The organism is Cupriavidus sp. LA-1, assembly GCF_055385985.1.
Map to the genome: position 1 here is coordinate 258,319 of NZ_AP031388.1, position 18,777 is coordinate 277,095.

Sequence of the window (18,777 nt, forward strand, 5' to 3'; positions counted from 1 at the left end):
TCCCATGACCCGATCCATGACGCGAAACACACCGCAGCCGGAAGCCAGCGCCATCGAGCGCGACCCGCGCTGGGCCCGCGTGCTGGCGCGCGATCCGGGCGCCGACGGTGCCTTTGTCTATGCGGTCAGGACCACCGGCGTGTACTGCCTGCCGAGCAGCCCGTCGCGCCTGCCGCATCCGGCCAATGTCGAGTTTTTCGACAACGCCGCAGCGGCCGAGGCCGCCGGCTACCGGCCCAGCCGCCGTGCCGCGGCGCCGGCGCTGGCGGCCCAGCACGCGGCCATCGTGGCCGATGCCTGCCGCCGCATCGAGACTGCCGACACCCTGCCCACGCTGCCGGAACTGGCCAGCGCGGCGGGCGTCAGCCCCTATCACTTCCATCGCCTGTTCAAGGCCGCCACCGGCGTGACGCCGCGCGCCTACGCCGCCGCGCACCGCGCCAGGAAGCTGCGCCGGCAACTGGGCACAAGCGAGTCGGTGACCGAGGCGATCTACGACGCCGGCTTCGGCTCCAACAGCCGCTTCTACGAGACCTCGGACGCGGTGCTGGGCATGACCCCGTCGCGCTACCGCGCGGGCGGGGCCGACACCGATATCCGCTTTGCCATCGGCCAGTGCTCGCTGGGCGCGATCCTGGTGGCGCAAAGCGAGCGCGGCGTCTGCGCGATCCTGCTGGGCGACGATCCGCAAACGCTGCTGCAGAACCTGCAGGACCAGTTCCCGCGCGCCAACCTGATCGGCGGCGATGCACAGTTCGAGCAACTGGTGGCGCAGGTGGTGGGCTTTATCGAAGCGCCTTCGATCGGCCTGGCGCTGCCGCTGGACGTGCGCGGCACCGCGTTCCAGCAGCGCGTGTGGCAGGCGCTGCGGGAGATTCCTGCGGGCAGCACCGCCAGCTATGCCGAGATCGCGGCCCGCATCGGCGCCCCTCGCGCCGTGCGCGCGGTGGCGCAGGCCTGCGCGGCCAACCACCTGGCGGTGGCCATCCCCTGCCATCGCGTGGTACGCAGCGACGGCAACCTGTCCGGTTACCGCTGGGGCGTGGCGCGCAAGCGCGAATTGCTGGAGCGCGAGGCACAGGCCTGAGCGGCCCGGCGCTCAGTGCGCCACGGCGGCCTGAACCCGCGCCAGGTAGTCGTGGATCTGCGCCACCACCGCAGCGCCCTCACCCACCGCTGCGGCGACGCGCTTGGTCGAGCCCGCCCGCACGTCGCCAATGGCAAACACGCCCGGCACGCTGGTCTGCAGCGGATACGGCACCGCGGAAGCACAGCCCAGCAAGCCCCCGCCGGTGCGCACGAAGCCCTTGTCGTCGACCTCCACCTTGCAGGTGCGCAGCCACGCCGCATTGGGATCGGCGCCGATAAACAGGAACAGGTGCCGCACGTCCAGCGTAACGGGGGCCGGACTCTCTTCCCGGCACTCGTAGCACACCGAACTGAGCCACCCTTCGCCCGCCAGCGCGCTGATCTGCGCATGGGTGTGCAGCGTGATATTGGGCAGCGAACCGATGCGGTCGATCAGGTAGCGCGACATGGTGGCCGCCAGCCCCGGCCCGCGCACCAGCATATGCACGTGCGCCGCGTGCGAGGCCAGGAAGACCGCCGCCTGCCCGGCCGAATTGCCGCCGCCCACCAGCATCGCCGGCTCGTTCTTGCACAGCTTGGCCTCCACCGGCGAGGCCCAGTAGTAGACGCCGCGCCCTTCAAAGTGCTCCAGCGCGGCGATGTCCGGGCGCCGGTACTGCGCGCCGGTGGCGATCACCACGGTGTGGGTCGGGATCATGCGGCCATCGGTCAGCTCCAGCCGGATCGGGTCCGCACCGCAATGCAACGCCTTGACCTCCAGCGGGATGGCCATATGCGCGCCGAACTTCAGCGCCTGCACGAATGCGCGCCCGGCCAGGGCCTGCCCTGAAATGCCGGTCGGGAAGCCAAGGTAGTTCTCGATCCGGGCGCTTGCACCGGCCTGCCCACCCGGCGAGCGGCAATCGAACACCGCCACCGACAAGCCTTCGGACGCGGCATAGACGGCCGTGGCCAGCCCCGCCGGTCCGGCCCCGACCACCACCACGTCATAGACGTGGTGCGGATCGAACTCCGGCAACAGCCCCAGGCACGAAGCCAGTTGCCCTTCGTCCGGCGCGCGCAGCACGCGGCCATCGGCGCAGATCACCAGGGGGAAGTCGCTGGCGGGCGCGTTGGCGTAGTCGAGCAGCAATGAGCAGTCGCGTTCCGTATCGATATCGATGACCGTATGCGGGTAGCCGTTGCGCCGCAGGAAGGCCTGCAGGGCCACCAGTTGGGGCTCGGTGCCGTGGCCGACCAGCACCGGCCCGCTGCCGGACTCGATCAGCCCCACGCGGCGCAGGATCAGCGCGCGCATGATGCGCTCGCCCAGTTCGGCCTCGGCCACCAGCAGGGCGCGCAGCCGCTCCGGTGTGATCGCATAGCCCTGCGTATCGGTCACGGCGACACCGTCGACCAACGCCGGGCGGCCGCTGAGCGTACCGACCTCGGCCAGGAAGTGCCCCGGCCCTTGCTCGGTAATCCGGTGCTCGCGCCCGAGGCCGTCGCGCCGCACCAGGCGCACACTCCCGCTGATGACCAGATACATGCCCCGGCCGGTGTCCCCGACGGCAAAGAGCTTCTCGCCCGCGCGCCAGTTCTGTGGCGTGCCAAAGCGGCGTACACGCTCCACGTCGTCGGCGCTGAGCTGCGGGAACATCTGGTGCGAACGTGACTCAAGCGTCGAGTATGGCGCCTCCAGGCCTGCGCCAGCCTCCGGGCCGCTGTCCGCTTCCGATGCCATTTCCTGCGAAATCGCCATGCTCGCTCCCCTCTGGACCCGCGCGCCCCTGGCGCATTTTTCCGGTTGCCGCCGCGCGGCCTATCGATAGTAGACGGCGGCGCGCAGAATGCGAGGACTGCACAGCGCAGTTGCGGATTGCGCCGGCTTGGGATTGAATGAGCGCCTCGGCATGCCGGCATCCGCCGTCACCTTCAGCAGAATAACCAGTCTTGATGCATTCCAACCCTGAATCCGACGCCAGCCAGACTGGCGACCGTCCCGCCCGCCCGGCCCTGCGCCCCCTGACGCCCGTGGAAGGCCGCGTGCTCGGCGTGCTGGTCGAGAAACAGCACACCGTGCCTGATACCTACCCGCTGTCGCTCAACGCGCTGGCCTCGGGCTGCAACCAGAAGACCGCCCGCGCCCCGGTGATGAACGTCAGCGAGGCCGAGATCCTGGAGGCCATCGACGGCCTCAAGGGCCTGAGCCTGGTCTTTGAAGGCAGCAGCAGCCGCGTGCCGCGCTTCGAGCACAATATGCAGCGCGTGCTGGCCGTGCCCAGCCAGTCCGTTGCCCTGCTGGCGATGCTGCTGCTGCGCGGCCCGCAGACCGCCGCGGAACTGCGCCTGAATACCGCGCGCCTGCACGGTTTTGCCGATATTTCGTCGGTCGAGGCCTTCCTCGACGAACTGGCCAGCCATGCGCCGCCTTTCGTCGTGCGGCTGCAGCGCGCCCCCGGGGCGCGCGAAAACCGCTGGATGCACCTGCTCAGCGGCGAAGTCAGCGCCGCCGCGGCCGCTGACGACGCCGTACGCGCCATCGATGGCGCCATCGCCTCGCCGGGCGAAATCGAACAGCTGCGCGCCGAACAACAGGCCCTGACCGAGAAGGTGGCGAAGCTGCAAGGCCTGGTGGAGCACATGGCCGGGCAACTCGGCATTTCCGTGGACGAGTTTCTCGACTAGCCCCCCAGCGCAATCCCGACCATGCCACTGCTGGCCAGGCAGGTGGTCGGGGCAAATTCATGGCGGTTAATTGCGTAATTGCCGATCGAAAGCGCGCCTTGCACAAGTTGCAGCACTTGCCGCAAGCACTGCAGTGGAACGACACCGCCGCCGCGCCGGTGCCAGGTGCCATCACCATGGCCGCCGCACCGAGTCGTTGAAGCGCGTCAGGATGAAGCCCTTTACCGGATCGGCGTGCAGACTGCGCACGGTGGCGGCCACCCACGGTGCCTCGCGGTCCTGCGCACGCACCGCCAGCACATTGGCGAATGGCACGCGCGCGTCCTCCATGCCGATGGCATCGCGCGCGGGCGCCAGTCCCGCCGCTGCCGCCACATCGAACGGCAACGCCACCAACGCGGTGCTGGCAAGCGCCGGTGCCAGCCGCGCCTGCGCCAGGGGCTGAAACTTCAGCCGGCGCGGGTTGGCACGGATGTCGGTGAGCCGCGGCTGCAGCCCCGCCGCCGTATCCAGCCGGATCAGCCCATAGTGATGCAGCAGCAACAAGGCGCGGCCCCGCCCTTCGGCATCGGCAGGCAACGCCACGGTGGCACCCGCCGGCAACGCCGCCAGCGGCCCCGCGTTGCGCGAGTAAAGGCCCATGGGGTAGGTCACAGTGTGGGCGACCGCAACCAGCGCGCGGCTACCCTGCACGCGCGCCAGCGCCGGCGCATGCTGCGCGATGCTGGCGTCGATGCGCCCGGCCGCCAGCGCGGCGCCGGCCTGCGCGCCATCGGCAGAGCGCACCGGCTCGATGCGCACGCCGTTGCGCAGCCCGGCCGCTTGCGCGGCGGCCAGCAGTTCGGCGTCGGCGTCGCGCGCCACGCCGATCCGCACGATGCGCTCCCCCTGCGCATCGGCTGTCTCTGACAGCGCCATCAGCGCCAGGCCGGCCAGCAAAAGCCGTCGTCGATCAACCATCGCGCAACACCGTCCTGAAGCCGATATGCGACGTGGGCAGGTCGCTCTCGGCAGGTTCGCGCGCCGACGCCCGGTAGCGCACGCAGAAATCCGGCGCGCACAGGAACGAGCCGCCCTTGATGACCGCGCTGCGTGCTGCCCGCTGCCTGCCGGCAACCGCCGCGGTATCGCCATTGGCATGCGACTGGCGCGGCCCGGTGTAGGGATCGGCAGTCCATTCCCAGGCGTTGGCGATCATGTCATACAGCGCCAGGCCGTTGGGCGCATAGCACCCCACCGGCGCCAGCCCGGCGAAGCCGTCGCGCGAGGTGTTGAGCACCGGGAACACGCCCTGCCAGTAATTGGCCGTGGGCGTGCCCTCGGCCGATTGCGGCGCGGTTTCCAGCGCGGCATCGCTGCGGCCGGCCTTGGCCGCGAACTCCCATTCATCCTCGCTCGGCAGCTCGCGCCCCAGCCAGCGCGCGTAGGCCAGCGCATCGGCCTGGGTCACCAGCGTGACAGGCTGGCTGGCCCGTGCCTGCCAGCCGTCGCCGCCCGCGTCCCGCGCGGCAGTGCGGCCTTGCGGATGACGCCAGTCGGCGCCGCGCACCATCGACCACCATGCATAGGGACGCGCGCGCAACTCGGCGTCAGTGGGCTGGTGGAAGACCACGGCGGCGCCCTGGCGCTCGGCATCGGTGACATAGCCGGTGGCCTGGACGAAGGCGGCAAACTGCGCCACCGTGACCTCGGTCTGGTCGATCCAGAACGGTCGCACGCGGACCTTGCCAGCCGGGCGCTCGTCGGGATAGCCATGCGTCGTGCCCGGAATGAACTCGCCACCGGCAACGCGCACCATGCCGGCAGTGCGCGACCGGCCCCAGCCTTGCGGCAGCCCGGCATACGCCGCGCACTGCCGCGGCGTGCCGAGTTGCGCGCCGTGCGCCGTGCCGCCGGCCGGTACCGCCAGCGTCGCCGCCAGCCCGCCGGCAAAGGCCAGCACCGCAACCGCGGCCAGCGCCGGCACGCGCCAGGGTTTTGCCTGTCGGTTCATGCCTGCCCCGGTCAGTAGATCATTCCCGGCACCTTGGGCAGCACCGCACCCACCCTGGCCGCATAGTCGTTCCACCTGGCCTTCAGGTCCGCCAGCACATCGGGCCGCTGCGCCGCCAGGTCGTTGGTCTCGCCGCGGTCCGCGCGGATGTCGTACAGCGTCCATTCGCCATGCGCCGGCCCGAACGGCGGCTCGATCCACACCGCCTTCCAGTTGTCGCGGTAGACATAGGTGCGGCCGTACAGCTCTTCGGCAAAGGTGGTGCGGCCAGTGGCCTCGGCCTTGCCCTGCAGCGCCGGCAACAGCGATACCCCGGTGATCGGATAGACATTGCGGCCGTCGTACACCACCTTGCCGGCATTGCGGTTCACGCCCTTGCTGTCGTACAGCGGCGCGGCAGGCGTCGACGGCGCGCTGATGCCGGCCAGTTCCAGGAAGGTCGGCGCCAGGTCGACCACATGCGTGAAGGCAGCCACCTTTGGCTGCGACGCCCCCGGTGCCGCGCCCGGCAGCTTGACGATGGTCGGCACCGAGTGGCCGCCCTCGGACGGGAACGACTTCCACAGCTTGAACGGCGTGGCGCTGACTTCGGCCCAGCGCTGGCCGTAGTCAAGGTTGGCGCGGCCCTTGTAGTCAGGCGTGCCAAGCGTAGGGAACACGGCAGGATCGGCATTGCGCAGGTTGTACGACTGGTCGTAGTTGCCGCCGAACTCGTAGTAGCTGGCCTCCGGCCCGTTGTCGGACTGGAACACGATCAGCGTGTTGTCGTATTCGCCGATGTCCTTCAGGTGCTGCACCACGCGGCCGATATTGTCGTCCAGGTTCTCGACCATGGCCGCGTAGATTTCCATGTAGCGGGCCTGCGCCTTCTTCTCGTCCGCGCTCAGGCTGTCCCACTTCTTGTTGGCGTTCATCACGCGCGTATCCACGCCACCCTGCGCCGCGCTGCGCGTGGCCGACACATAGCTGGCCTGCGCCGTGCCCCAGTTGGGCGTGGCCGGCGTGACCGCCAGCGTCTCGTCGCGGCCGGGGTTGGGCGTGAAGTCGGCGGGGATCAGGCCCAGCGCCTTCTGGCGCGCCAGCCGTGCGGCGCGGATGGGCTCGTAGCCAGCGTCGTACACGCCCTTGTAGCGGTCGAGGTAGGCCGCCGGTGCCTGCAGCGGCGAGTGCGGGGCCTGGTAGGTCAGGTAGGCGAAGAACGGCTTGCCGTCGGCATTCTTGCCCGTGCCGGAATCGATGTAGCGCAGGATCGTGCTGGTATAGAAGTCCGTCGAATAGAAGTTGGTGGTATTGGGCGTGACGTAGTGGTCGTCTTCCACATAAGCGGTGGCGCCATTGCGCCCGAAGTGGTCGCCGCCTCCGCCCAGCAGCGCGTAGCTCTTCTCGAAGCCCCACGAGACCGGCGTCTGGCCCGGTGCCGTGGTGCCGACCGCCGCGCCCTGGTTGGCGGCGTTGGGCAGGCCGCTGCCCAGGTGCCACTTGCCGGCCATGTAGGTGTGGTAGCCGCCGTCCCTGAGCAGCTGCGCGATCGATAGCGCGCGGTCGTTCAGGTAGCCCTCGTAGCCTGGAATGGGCTTGCCGTTCTCGTCGACGTAGTTGGCGTCGGTGTTGGCCATGGTGCCCTGCCCGACCAGGTGGTGGTCGGTGCCGGAGATGATCATCGAACGCGTGACCGCGCACACCGCCGCGGTGTGGTGGTTGGCCAGCAGCCGGCCGCCGCGCACCAGCGTGTCCAGGTTGGGCGTGCGGATCTCGCTGCCGAAGGCGCCCAGGTCCGAATAGCCGAGGTCGTCGGCCATGATGAACAGGATGTTGGGGCGCCGTGCCGCCTGCGGCGTCGTCGACGGCGTGCCGGCATTGGCCGCGGGCGGGTTGTCGTCGCTGCCGCAACCGGCGGCCAGCGTCAGCACGCCCAGGCACACGGCGGCCAGCAGGTGGCGCCTGGGGGCGCGGCCGGAGATTCGAAGGGACGCTGCTCTGCTTGTTGTCATACGCCTGTCTCGCTTCAGTGGAATGGCTCGGGAAAGGCGTCATGCTAAGAACGCGTCACGCATCACAGAACGAATGGTTTCGCATATGCTTTTGCACGGGACAAGCAAGGCAGGCCGGGCAAGCGCCGGCGGGTTTTATCACGCCGGCGTGATAACCGCGATGCGCATCCGCGCACGCCAGCCGCCTTGCCGCCGCCACGCCGCCCTGCCCGGCGGCCTGGATGTCGCCTATGCTTTGCTCAGGACACCGGATAAGGAAAGGAAAACCGGCGCCGCCCATGTGGCGCCGCATCAACAGCCATGGACAAGACAGCCTTCGTATTTGCCGGCGGCGGCAGCCTGGGGGCAATCCAGGTCGGCATGCTGCGCGAACTGGTGGCGTGGGGCGTGACGCCCGATATCGTGATCGGCGCTTCCGCCGGCGCCATCAACGGCGCCTACTTTGCATGCAATCCGGGCGTAGCCGGCGCCGGCCGGCTCGACACGCTGTGGCGCGGTATCCGGCGCTCGGACATCCTGCCGTGGAGCTGGCGCAGCGTCTGGAGCATGTTCGGCGGCAACCGCGGCCACCTGGTGGAGGCGGCCGGGCTGCGCGGGCTGCTGGCCCAGCACTTCGGGCCGCGGCGGCTGGAGGCGGCGGAGTTGCCGCTGCATGTGGTGGCCACCGACATGCAAAGCGGCGACGAAGTCCTGCTGTCCAGCGGCAGCATCGTCGACGCGGTGCTGGCCAGCGCGGCCATCCCCGGTGTCTTCCCCCCGGTGCAGTTCGAAGGCCGCACGCTGATCGACGGCGGCGTGGCCAACAACACGCCGGTGTCCACCGCGATCGCGCTGGGCGCCACGCGCGTGATCGTGTTGCCGGCGGGCTTCACCTGCGCCGAGCGCCGCCCGCCGCGCGGCGCGCTGGAGCATGCGTTCAACGCGCTCTCGCTGCTGGTCGCGCGCCAGCTCGTGAACGACCTGCAGCACTTTGCCGACCGCGCACAGATCAGCGTGGTGCCGCCGCTGTGCCCGCTCGATATCTCGCCCTACGACTACTCCAAATGCGGCGAACTGATCGACCGCGCCGCGGCCACGACCGCGCAGTGGCTGCAAGGCAAGGGCCTGGACAGCCAGCGCATACCGGGCGCGCTGACACCGCATTCCCATGACCACGAGACGCCCAGCTGCAGTGCCGATATCCCGGCGGCTGCGCCCCACTGAAGACGCTCAGGGCAGCCGCGCCAGCAAGCGGTCGCCCAGCGTCGGCGGCAATGCCAGGCGCCCTTTCCTGCCCGGTGCGGCGGGATCGAACACCACCGCCTGGCCGTCCCAGCTGAACTGCACCGGCCCGGTGCTGGTGAAGGTGCGATGCGCCAGCAAGCGGTCGCGCTCCTGGCCGTAGATGCGCAACAGCACCCGCTCACGGCCCAGGTAGCAGTATTCGGCCGAGTAACGGGCGGCCGCATCCACCGCGGGCAGGCGGCGGCAGTTATGCGCGCCGGCCCGCTCCGAGACCCCGTGGCCGTAGGCGATGGCGGTCCAGATACCGCCGAGGGCCAGCAGGCGCCCGGCGGTAACCAGCGCCATGCGCCGGGCACGGGCCCTGCGTCCGTCGGGGGTTGCCATCACGTACCAGACCGCGCGAAATGCGGCCAGCCCCAGCAGCAGCAATGCCACCGCGGCCAGGTGGAAATAGAACGCCGAATCCGGCATTGACGCCATGACCTGGGCCATGCCCCCCGCCTCCCTTCCCGGAAAATACCGGCAGCCTGCGGAATTGAAAATCCGGCCACATGCGGCGCCTCCAGTATCCGCGCCACATTAACCCCGCATTGAATCAGTCCCGTACCAAATTAATCGGCACCGTTTATTCCCGGATCTTGAAAATCGGTGCGACATAAATGCCAGAATAATCAACCGACGGCATTGCGCCAATTCGGTGTAATCCCGGCCTGGTATTTCCCCGCGCGATTTTTTCGATTATTCCGCCGCCGGCAGCGTGGCAAGCAGGCTGAGCAGACGTACCATGGTCGGCTCCACGATCGCCACCAGCGCAGCAGCGGTGGCGGCGTCGCCGTCGCGGGCAGCGTGTTCCAGCCGCTGCGCCATCAGCCGCAGCGCATCGCAGCCGACATAGTGCGCGGAAGCCTTGAGCCGATGGGCAACGCCTCGCACCGTATCCAGATCGCCCGCCGCCGCTTGCAACTGCGCCAGGTCGATCCGCGTCGAACTCACCAGGGCCTGCACCAGTTCCGCGGCAAACGCCGGATTGCCGAACGTGTGCGCGGCGATGGCCTGCGCGACGCCGGCGGCCTCGCGCGCGGTGAGTGCCCGGTAGTGCTGGCTGGCCAGCAGGCCGAGGATCGCCGCTTCGGTCACTGGCTCGCGCAGGCAAGCCACGCCGGCCTCGCCGCAAGCGTGCGCGTGCGCCGCCTCGGGCGCCAGCACCAGGGCGCAGACCGCGCCGGCGGCTCGCCATGCGCCCAGCAGGGTGTCGGGGATTCCGGTATCGGCATCGGCAATCACCAGGCCGATGTCCGCGGTGGCGCCCGACTCGGGCATACCGGCCTGCACCGCAAAGCCGAGGTCGCGCAGGATCCGGGCGACACTGGCTACCCAGCGCGTGTCACCGGCTGAGGCAAGCAACAGCGCGCCGTTCATGGGCAACTCATGGGCAACACATGGGCAGCATCTCCACTACCCGACCGCAATATGGTGGCGCCGCGCAAAATCGATGACATCGACGATCGATTTTGCGCCCAGCTTTTCCATGACCCGGGTTTTATGCGTGCTGACCGTCTTATTGGAAATAAACAGCATCTGGCCGATTTCCTTGTTGGACATGCCCTTGGCAAGCATCTGCATGACCACCAGTTCCTTGTCGGAAAGCGTAGCCAGGCGCTCGGCTTCGTCGGCATTCACGGATTTGCCGAGATCGATCTCCGGCATCACCGTATAGCCGGCCAGCACGGATTCCGCGCACCGGACGATCTCGGCCAGTTCCTGCGTCTTGCTGACAAAGCCGTGGGCGCCGGCCTGGCGCGCGCGCGGGGCGAATGTGTTCTGGTCCTGGCCGGAAATGACCAGGATGCGCACCGCCGGATGACTGGCCTTGAGGCGGGGAATCACGTCCAGCCCGTTGATCTTGGGGATATCCAGATCCAGGATGACGACGTCGGGGGTGTATTGCCGCACGATCTCTATGGCGGCCTGGCCATTGTCGGCTTCGAGGACGTGGGTCACGCCCAGCACCTGGGAAAAGTGCGTCTTGAGCACGACCCGCACGGGCGGGTGGTCATCGACGATCAGGATTGTGGCCACAGCTTGAACTCCATAGCAAAACGCCTCGGCGTCCGGGCGACTGGGCACATCATTGTGCTCAGCCTTTGCGCCGGACGGCACCAGAAATTTCCGAGGGACGGTTCGTTTCTTCTGAAAACCCGGCCTGCCCATGGCAGACCGGCGGGCATGTGATCCACGGCGGGCATGCCAGATCATAACGCTGCCGTCACACCCCGGAACGTCATCCCGTCGAGTTCGGGATCAAGGCTTTTCGGCGATACGAGCACGATCCGGTTGCAGCCATGGGGCGCCCGTTCCGCTGCTGTCCGGCGGTGCCGCAGGGGCAGGCCGCGCGTGAAGCGCGGCCAAGATTGTGTCCGATATGTGACGTGACAGGCGTCGGGCGGAAGTGATTCCGAAATTTCCCCCTCAATTTCAGATTCGTCTTAATGAGAACCTGAGGCCGCGCCCCTAGGAGTTCGTCGGAGTTGAGGTGAAGCGTGATTCAAAACATCAGGTCGTGACGGGGTTCGCTTCGGTTGGCGGGCTCATCGCAGTCGTGATACGCGATGAAGGTATTTGAGAGTGGATGAGGAAGGCAATCGGGTGCTTTTTGACCGCACAAGAAGCCCGCTGATCGGCCCTATGCACCCCGTAATACGTTCATCCGCTTGATGTTCCACGCGAGCGCCACCAGCGACCATTCCGCCGCGACGTTGGACAGTCCGCGCAGCGAGAACTGCCGGAATCCCATCACTCGCTTGATGATGCCGAACACCGGCTCGACCGTGCTCTTGCGCAGCCCGTACAGTGCTCGCCCCGCCTTCGTTTTGTGTCGGTGTGTCATCCTGACGATTGGATCGGTGCTCTCAGGCGGCGCCGGATCGTCGGCGAAGCGTTCCATCAGCGGCAGATGATGGGCGTCGCGCTGGATCGCAATCAGCGGGGTGATGTCCGCCGCCTCGCAGGTGACGACGTTGGCCGCACTGAAGTAGCCCGCATCCGCCAGCAAAATCTCAGGCTGGCCCAATGGCTCGGGCAGCGCCCCCAGCACGTCGATCATCGGTGCGACCTGGCGCTTGTCGTTGCTTTGCTGGGTCACTGAGGTGCCCACGATCAACATCGTCTCGACATCCACCGCTGCCTGCGCGTTGTAGCCTTGCTCGAAGCCGCCGCTGGACACCGGCATGATGCGCGACTCTTCGTCCGTCAGGTTGATCTGGTCGCGTTCCTTGGCACCGCCTTGCGGCGGCTCCGGGTCCTTGCCCCGCGGCTTCTTGCCGTCTTTGCGCTGCGCCTCGCGACGCGCCACCTTGGCTTCATACTCCTGCTGCTCTTGCTCGAACCGTTCCTGCGCCCGTGCCTCGATCTTCGCCTTCGCTTCGGCCAACGCCTTCAGTCGCGCTTCGCGCCGTGCGATCTCCGCCGGTACATCCATCCCATCTGGCAGACTCTCTCGATCGGCGGTCTCGGCCATCGCCATCAACTGCTGCACTTCTTCATGCAACTGCGCTTCGATCCGGCCGATATACCCGTGCGACAGCGCGCGGTGCCTGCTCGCATTCGCCTTCACCTTGGTGCCATCCAGCGCAATCCGGCCCAGCTTGACCAGCTTCATCTCCTTCGCGATCAGCAGCACCTGCACGAACAGCTTCTCTAACTGGCTCGCAAACCGCTTGCGAAAGGTGGCCAGCGTGTCATGGTCCGGATGCGTGTTCGCCGCAATGTAGCGGAACGCCACCGAGTCATAGGTCGCTCTCTCAATCTTGCGGCTCGAAGACACTCCGGTCGCATACCCGTACACCAGCAAGCCAAGCAGCACCTCGGGGTGATGCGCCGCCATGCCGCGACCCGCGTACGCCCCACTCAGCTCCGACAGGTCCATCTGCTCGATGACTTCCACTACGAACCGCGCCAGATGACCTTCCGGCAACCAGTCCTCCACTGACGGTGGCAACAGATAGTCGGTCTGACGATCAACGGGCACGAAACGACTCATCTATGGGCTCACTCAGCGAACTGTGAATTTATCAACGCCCAACCCGTCCCGCCGGACGACTGGAGATCCCGAAAATCCGACAAACTCCTAGAGTGAAGACAAGCCTGCTCTCGCCGCGTCAAGCAACGCGATGGCAGCCCCGGATCTTCCCCCCTTACTTGCCGACCCGCTTGTCTTTGCATCGACCATTCCCAGCCGCTTCGCCTTTGGCTGCCACCTACCCGCATCGCCCTGCTGCCAGCTCAGGCCCGCCCGAGCCGGCGCGACGCCGCCTGGCGCACGCCTGGCGCCTGGCATGTGCCGTGGCGCTGTCCGTTGCGCTGTCGATATGCGCCGGCGCTGCGCTGGCTGCACCGCAGCAAGCCTCCGCGGCAATGCAATCCGCCCCGGCGCCGCAGCCGGTGCCGGAGATCCCCGACTGGACGCCCGGGCTTGCCCTGGCCACGCCCGCAAGACCGCATCCGCATATTCAACTGCTGGGCTGGTCCACCGCCGTGCTCTGCTGCGTCACGCCATGCCTGCTGGTCTGGATCCTGGCCCTGTACCGCGAGGTGCGCCGGCGCCGGGCCGCTGAAAATGCGCTGAAGGACAGCGTCGCGATCCAGTCGGCATTGCTTGATGGCATTCCCCAGCCGGTCTACCTGCGCGACGCCTCGCTGCGCCTCATCACCTGCAACCGCAGCTATGAGGAACTGCTGGGCGCCACGCGCGACACACTGCGCGGGCAGCCGCTGGACGCCACCCTGCAGGCCCACCCCATTGCCGTCGACATGGCGGAAGTGGCGCGCGACTACCGCAAGGTGATTGAAGACGGCGAGCCGCTGCACAAGGACCGGTGCCTGCGCCTGGGCGGGCGCACCCACCACGTGCTGAACTGGCTGACCCCGCTGCGCGGCGCCGACGGCACCGTCAAGGGCCTGGCCGGCGGCTGCGTCGACCTGACCGAGCGCCACGACATGCTGGCCGAGCTGGCCCACGCCAAGGCAGAAGCCGAAGCCGCCAACCGCGCCAAGTCCACCTTCCTGGCGTCGGTCAGCCATGAAATCCGCACCCCGATGAACGCCATCACCGGCATGCTGGAACTGACGCTGGCACGCTGCCAGCTGTCGGAGGAACAGCGCCTGCAACTGGTTACCGCGCACAAGTCGGCGCTGGGCCTGCTGGCACTGATCGACGACATCCTGGACCTGTCCAAGCTCGAGGCGGGCAAGTTCAGCATCCACCCGGCGCCCGCATCGCTGTCAGGACTGGTCAAGGACACCCTGCTGATCTTCGGCCCGGTGGCGGCGCAGAAAGGCCTGCCCCTGACCAGCGGCATCGGCGCCGCGCTCGCACCGCTGCATCAGGTCGACGCGCTGCGATTCCGGCAGATCCTGGCCAACCTGGTCTCCAATGCGGTGCGCTTTACGGACAGCGGCACGATCCATGTCCGGCTCGATGCCCAGGCACCACACGACGGCGTACAGCAGGTCATGCTGACCGTCTCCGACACCGGCATCGGCATTCCTGCCAACGCCCAGGCGCGCTTGTTCGAACCGTTTGAGCAGGTGCACGGACGCTCGCACCCGCGGGCAGGTGGCACCGGGCTGGGCCTGGCGATCTGCCGGCGCCTGGCCAGCGCGATGGGGGGCCGGATCACGCTCACCAGCCAGCCAGGCCAGGGCACGCGCGTGGTGGTGTCGCTGCCGCTGACGGTTGCCGTCGCGGCAGAGTCGGCGGAACCGGCGCCGCCCTTGCCCATGGCCGGCTGCGCGCGGCGCCAGGCCCGCATCCTGGTGATCGACGACCATGCGCCCAACCGGCTGCTGCTGCAGCGCCAGCTGGAACACCTGGGCCACCGCGTAAGCACCGCCCGCGACGGGCGCGAGGCACTGGCCAGGCTGGACCGGGGCAGTTTCGACGTGATCGTCTGCGACTGCGCCATGCCGGTCATGGATGGCCTCGATTTCACGCGCGCCGTGCGGGCGCGCGCAGACGCGCACGGCGGCGTACCGATCATCGGCTGCACGGCCAGCGCCGTCGCCGGCGACCACACCGAGGCCCTGGCCGCGGGCATGAACGCCGTGATCGTCAAGCCGGTTGGCCTGCAGGCGCTGGATGCCGCGGTGTCGCAGGCCTGCGCCGGCGGGGTCCGGCCGCGCACGGCGGCCGTGCCGGCGGCGGGCAGCACGCCGGAGTCCGGCCCATCCACCTCCCCTGGCAACATGCCAGATCAGGGCACCCGCTGCGGCGTCACGCCCGGCGCGCGGCCATCATGGTGCGCCGTGTGCCGCGCCATGAATGTCCAGTGCGACCGGCGCGACTCGCAGCCGGACTGACCCGCCAGCTTCAGGCTTCCATCGGCACCGCGCTGGTGCACTTGATCTCGTCCAGGCACACGCTGGACTTCACGCCGCTGACACCCGGAATCCGCATCAGCGTATCGAGCAGGAAGTCGGACAAGGATTTCAGGTCCTTGGCGACCACCTTGAGCACGTAGTCGATATCGCCGGTCACCGAGAAGCACTCCTGGATCTGCGCCAGTTCCGCCACCAGGCGCTTGAAGTTGGACAGGTCGCGGATATGGCCGCGCTCCATCGTCACGTGGATAAAGGCGACCACGCCAAAGCCCAGCGCCGCCGCGTCCAGCCGCGCTTCATAGCGCTTGACCAGTCCGGCCTCTTCCAGGCGGCGGTGGCGGCGCAAAGTCTGCGCCGGCGACAGCGCGATGGCCTCGGCCAGTTCCAGGTTGGAAGCCCGCCCCTGCTCCTGCAACACCCCCAGCAAGCGGCGATCGGTACGGTCCAGTTCGATCGATTGCACTTTGATTTCCTCATCTCAGCGATTCAAGCAATCCGATTTCATAATCTAGGGTTTCCCTGCCTGTTTTACGAAATCCAATTTTGTCGTCCGGAATATACACTGCATCCCAAGCAAGCGCACTACAGGCCTGTCCCGCGGCAGGTTTGTGCCGAGCCGGGTGGCACCGGCCCGACCTCATGAGCAAGTGCTGCCGCCACAATATTATTTCCCGTCCCCCTTCTAGTTCTTACTGAGAAAGCCATGGCCGACCTGTTTGACAACCCGATGCAGCTGATGGGCTTCGAATTCGTGGAATTCGCCTCGCCCACCCCCAATGTGCTTGAGCCGCTGTTCGAGCAGATGGGTTTCACGCTGGTGGCAAAGCACCGCTCCAAGGACGTGGTGCTGTACCGCCAGGGCGACGTGAATTTCATCGTCAACCGCGAGCCGCACAGCCACGCCGCCTACTTTGCCGCCGAGCATGGCCCGAGCGCCTGCGGCATGGCTTTCCGCGTCAAGGATTCGCACAAGGCCTACGCCCGCGCACTGGAACTGGGCGCCCAGCCGGTGGAGATCCCGACCGGCCCGATGGAACTGCGCCTGCCCGCGATCAAGGGCATCGGCGGCGCGCCGCTGTACCTGATCGACCGCTTCGAGGAAGGCAAGTCGATCTATGACATCGACTTCGAGTTCATCGAGGGCGTCGACCGCCATCCGGTCGGCCACGGCCTCAAGCTGATCGACCACCTGACCCACAACGTCTACCGTGGCCGCATGGCTTATTGGGCCAATTTCTACGAAAAACTGTTCAACTTCCGCGAAATCCGCTACTTCGACATCCAGGGCGAGTACACCGGCCTGACCTCCAAGGCCATGACCGCGCCGGATGGCAAGATCCGCATTCCGCTGAACGAGGAATCGTCCAAGGGCGCCGGCCAGATCGAAGAGTTCCTGATGGCCTTCAACGGCGAAGGCATCCAGCACATCGCCTTCCTGACCGACAACCTGATCGAGGTCATCGACCGCCTGCAACTGGCAGGCGTGCCGCTGATGACCGCGCCGAACGACTACTACTACGAGGCGCTGGACACGCGCCTGCCCGGCCACGGCCAGCCCGTCGAGCAACTGAAGTCGCGCGGCATCCTGCTGGACGGCACCACGGAAGGCGGCAAGCCCCGCCTGCTGCTGCAGATCTTCTCCAAGACCGCGCTCGGGCCGGTGTTCTTCGAGTTCATCCAGCGCCGCGGCGACGAAGGCTTCGGCGAAGGCAACTTCAAGGCACTGTTCGAGTCGCTGGAACGCGACCAGATCGAACGCGGCACGCTCAAGGTCGACGCCTGACCGGCATCGGCCCTCCCTGACCGGCTGCCTTTGACAGGCGCAGCCGGCTCCGGAAAAGCACACCGCCCGCGGCAGCACCCCTGCCGCGCGGCAGGTGACGTCCCCCAGGCCCAAGCGTCCGACTCCGACAAAAGCCAGAGACGCGGGCCCGCATTCCATGAGAATGGGTAGAGGAAACAACTGCATGCATTCCAGCAACAATGACGGCACGCTCAAGCGCGGGCTGAAGAACCGGCACATCCAGCTGATCGCCCTCGGTGGCGCCATCGGCACCGGGCTTTTCCTGGGCATCGCCCAGACCATCAAGATGGCAGGCCCCTCGGTCCTGCTGGGCTACGCGATCGCCGGCATCGTGGCCTTCTTCATCATGCGCCAGCTCGGCGAGATGGTGGTGGATGAGCCCGTGGCGGGCTCGTTCAGCTACTTTGCCGACAAATACTGCGGCCACTTCGCCGGCTTCCTGTCGGGATGGAACTACTGGGTGCTGTACATCCTGGTGAGCATGGCCGAGCTCTCGGCCGTCGGCATCTACGTGCAGTACTGGTGGCCTGAGATCCCGACCTGGATCTCTGCGCTGACCTTCTTCGTGTTCATCAACGCGATCAACCTGTCGAGCGTGAAGTCCTTCGGCGAGATGGAGTTCTGGTTCTCGATCATCAAGGTCGCGGCCATCATCGGCATGATCGGTTTCGGCGGCTACCTGCTGATGTCCGGCAACGCCGGCCCGCAAGCCAGCGTGGCCAACCTGTGGCAGCACGGCGGCTTCTTCCCGAACGGGATGGGCGGCCTGGTGATGGCCATGGCGGTGATCATGTTCTCGTTCGGCGGCCTGGAGCTGGTGGGCATTACCGCGGCCGAGGCTGACTCGCCCGAGAAGACCATCCCCAAGGCCACCAACCAGGTGATCTACCGCATCCTGATCTTCTACGTGGGCGCGCTGGCAGTGCTGCTGTCGCTGTACCCGTGGGAGAACGTGGTCACCGGCGGCAGCCCGTTCGTGCTGATCTTCCACGCGCTGAACAGCAACTGGGTGGCCAACGTGCTGAACGTGGTGGTGCTGACCGCGGCGCTGTCGGTCTACAACAGCGGCGTGTACTGCAACAGCCGCATGCTGTACGGCCTGGCCCAGCAGGGCAATGCCCCCAAGGCACTGCTCAAGGTCAACCAGCGCGGCATCCCGCTGACGGCGCTGGCGCTCTCGGCCGTAGCCACCGCGGCTTGCGTGGTGATCAACTACTTCATGCCCGGCAAGGCCTTTGAGCTGCTGATGGGCCTGGTGGTGTCGGCGCTGATCATCAACTGGGCGATGATCAGCCTGATCCACCTGAAGTTCCGCGCCGACAAGCGCCGCGCCGGCGAGGCCACGAAGTTCCAGAGCTGGGGCTATCCCCTCACCAACTACCTGTGCCTGGTATTCCTCGCCGGCATCCTGGTGGTGATGTACCTGACGCCCGGCCTGCGCATCTCGGTGTACCTGATCCCGGTATGGCTGGTAGTGCTCGGCGTGAGCTACCTGGTGCGCCAGAAGAAGGCCGGCACCGCCCTGCAAGGCGGCGTGGCCGCCCAGCAGCTGCGCTGACGCGGCAAAGGCGGCGCCTGCAGGCTGCGGGCGCCGCCGGTTAGAATTCAGGCTGCGCGACGCCCCCGCGCCG

At 67.5% G+C, this 18,777-nt stretch carries 15 protein-coding genes; 6 read left to right on the forward strand and 9 right to left on the reverse strand.

The window, feature by feature from the left end; genetic code table 11:
• Positions 1–16 precede the first annotated feature (16 nt).
• On the forward strand, positions 17–1,087 hold the full coding sequence (ada, locus tag ACZ5MJ_RS20235; protein WP_464225407.1) for a bifunctional DNA-binding transcriptional regulator/O6-methylguanine-DNA methyltransferase Ada: 1,071 nt from the start codon (positions 17–19) through the stop codon (positions 1,085–1,087).
• A gap of 12 nt (positions 1,088–1,099) precedes the next feature.
• Here the strand turns inward: ada and ACZ5MJ_RS20240 are convergent, their stop codons facing one another.
• Positions 1,100–2,830 carry an FAD-dependent oxidoreductase gene (locus ACZ5MJ_RS20240; RefSeq protein WP_464225408.1) on the reverse strand — a complete coding sequence of 577 codons (1,731 nt, stop codon included), beginning with the start codon at positions 2,828–2,830 and terminating at the stop codon, positions 1,100–1,102.
• A gap of 194 nt (positions 2,831–3,024) precedes the next feature.
• Here ACZ5MJ_RS20240 and ACZ5MJ_RS20245 point away from each other — a divergent pair, with 194 nt between their 5' ends.
• Positions 3,025–3,756 carry a YceH family protein gene (locus ACZ5MJ_RS20245; RefSeq protein WP_464225409.1) on the forward strand — a complete coding sequence of 244 codons (732 nt, stop codon included), beginning with the start codon at positions 3,025–3,027 and terminating at the stop codon, positions 3,754–3,756.
• Between the two features lie 171 nt (positions 3,757–3,927).
• On the opposite strand, the gene ACZ5MJ_RS20250 is transcribed toward ACZ5MJ_RS20245, so the two are convergent.
• Genes ACZ5MJ_RS20250 through ACZ5MJ_RS20260 form a run of 3 tightly spaced genes read right to left on the reverse strand, consistent with a single transcriptional unit; the run spans position 3,928 to position 7,740 of the window.
• Positions 3,928–4,716 (reverse strand): MetQ/NlpA family ABC transporter substrate-binding protein, encoded by a 789-nt coding sequence (locus ACZ5MJ_RS20250; protein WP_464225410.1) that lies wholly within the window; start codon positions 4,714–4,716, stop codon positions 3,928–3,930.
• Positions 4,709–5,749: a formylglycine-generating enzyme family protein gene (locus ACZ5MJ_RS20255; RefSeq protein WP_464225412.1), complete on the reverse strand. Its 1,041-nt coding sequence runs from the start codon at positions 5,747–5,749 to the stop codon at positions 4,709–4,711. The genes ACZ5MJ_RS20250 and ACZ5MJ_RS20255 overlap by 8 nt, the downstream gene beginning before the upstream one ends.
• A gap of 11 nt (positions 5,750–5,760) precedes the next feature.
• Positions 5,761–7,740, reverse strand: coding sequence for an arylsulfatase (locus ACZ5MJ_RS20260; RefSeq protein WP_464225413.1), 1,980 nt, complete (start codon positions 7,738–7,740; stop codon positions 5,761–5,763).
• A gap of 300 nt (positions 7,741–8,040) precedes the next feature.
• Here ACZ5MJ_RS20260 and ACZ5MJ_RS20265 point away from each other — a divergent pair, with 300 nt between their 5' ends.
• The gene (locus tag ACZ5MJ_RS20265) at positions 8,041–8,943 is read left to right on the forward strand and encodes a patatin-like phospholipase family protein (RefSeq protein ID WP_464225414.1); all 903 of its coding nucleotides are present in this window, start codon (positions 8,041–8,043) and stop codon (positions 8,941–8,943) included.
• A gap of 6 nt (positions 8,944–8,949) precedes the next feature.
• On the opposite strand, the gene ACZ5MJ_RS20270 is transcribed toward ACZ5MJ_RS20265, so the two are convergent.
• The 4 genes from ACZ5MJ_RS20270 to ACZ5MJ_RS20285 form a co-directional block, all read right to left on the reverse strand.
• Complete coding sequence (locus tag ACZ5MJ_RS20270; protein WP_464225416.1) at positions 8,950–9,456, reverse strand: hypothetical protein; 507 nt, start codon at positions 9,454–9,456, stop codon at positions 8,950–8,952.
• Positions 9,457–9,702: 246 nt separating this feature from the next.
• The gene (locus tag ACZ5MJ_RS20275) at positions 9,703–10,383 is read right to left on the reverse strand and encodes an Hpt domain-containing protein (RefSeq protein ID WP_464225417.1); all 681 of its coding nucleotides are present in this window, start codon (positions 10,381–10,383) and stop codon (positions 9,703–9,705) included.
• 36 nt (positions 10,384–10,419) lie between these two features.
• Complete coding sequence (locus ACZ5MJ_RS20280) at positions 10,420–11,043, reverse strand: response regulator (protein ID WP_464226557.1); 624 nt, start codon at positions 11,041–11,043, stop codon at positions 10,420–10,422.
• A 604-nt stretch (positions 11,044–11,647) separates the two neighbouring features.
• Positions 11,648–13,003: an IS1182 family transposase gene (locus tag ACZ5MJ_RS20285; protein ID WP_464219218.1), complete on the reverse strand. Its 1,356-nt coding sequence runs from the start codon at positions 13,001–13,003 to the stop codon at positions 11,648–11,650.
• A 302-nt stretch (positions 13,004–13,305) separates the two neighbouring features.
• On the opposite strand from ACZ5MJ_RS20285, the gene ACZ5MJ_RS20290 reads away from it, so the two are divergent.
• Positions 13,306–15,321, forward strand: a complete 2,016-nt coding sequence (locus ACZ5MJ_RS20290; RefSeq protein WP_464225418.1) for an ATP-binding protein — start codon at positions 13,306–13,308, stop codon at positions 15,319–15,321.
• 10 nt (positions 15,322–15,331) lie between these two features.
• Here ACZ5MJ_RS20290 and ACZ5MJ_RS20295 read toward each other — a convergent pair whose 3' ends face one another.
• Complete coding sequence (locus ACZ5MJ_RS20295; RefSeq protein ID WP_464225419.1) at positions 15,332–15,805, reverse strand: Lrp/AsnC family transcriptional regulator; 474 nt, start codon at positions 15,803–15,805, stop codon at positions 15,332–15,334.
• 240 nt (positions 15,806–16,045) lie between these two features.
• Between ACZ5MJ_RS20295 and hppD the strand changes: the two genes are divergently transcribed.
• Positions 16,046–17,125 (forward strand): 4-hydroxyphenylpyruvate dioxygenase, encoded by a 1,080-nt coding sequence (gene hppD / locus ACZ5MJ_RS20300; RefSeq protein ID WP_464225420.1) that lies wholly within the window; start codon positions 16,046–16,048, stop codon positions 17,123–17,125.
• A 184-nt stretch (positions 17,126–17,309) separates the two neighbouring features.
• Positions 17,310–18,704: an amino acid permease gene (locus ACZ5MJ_RS20305; RefSeq protein WP_464225421.1), complete on the forward strand. Its 1,395-nt coding sequence runs from the start codon at positions 17,310–17,312 to the stop codon at positions 18,702–18,704.
• Positions 18,705–18,777 lie beyond the last annotated feature (73 nt).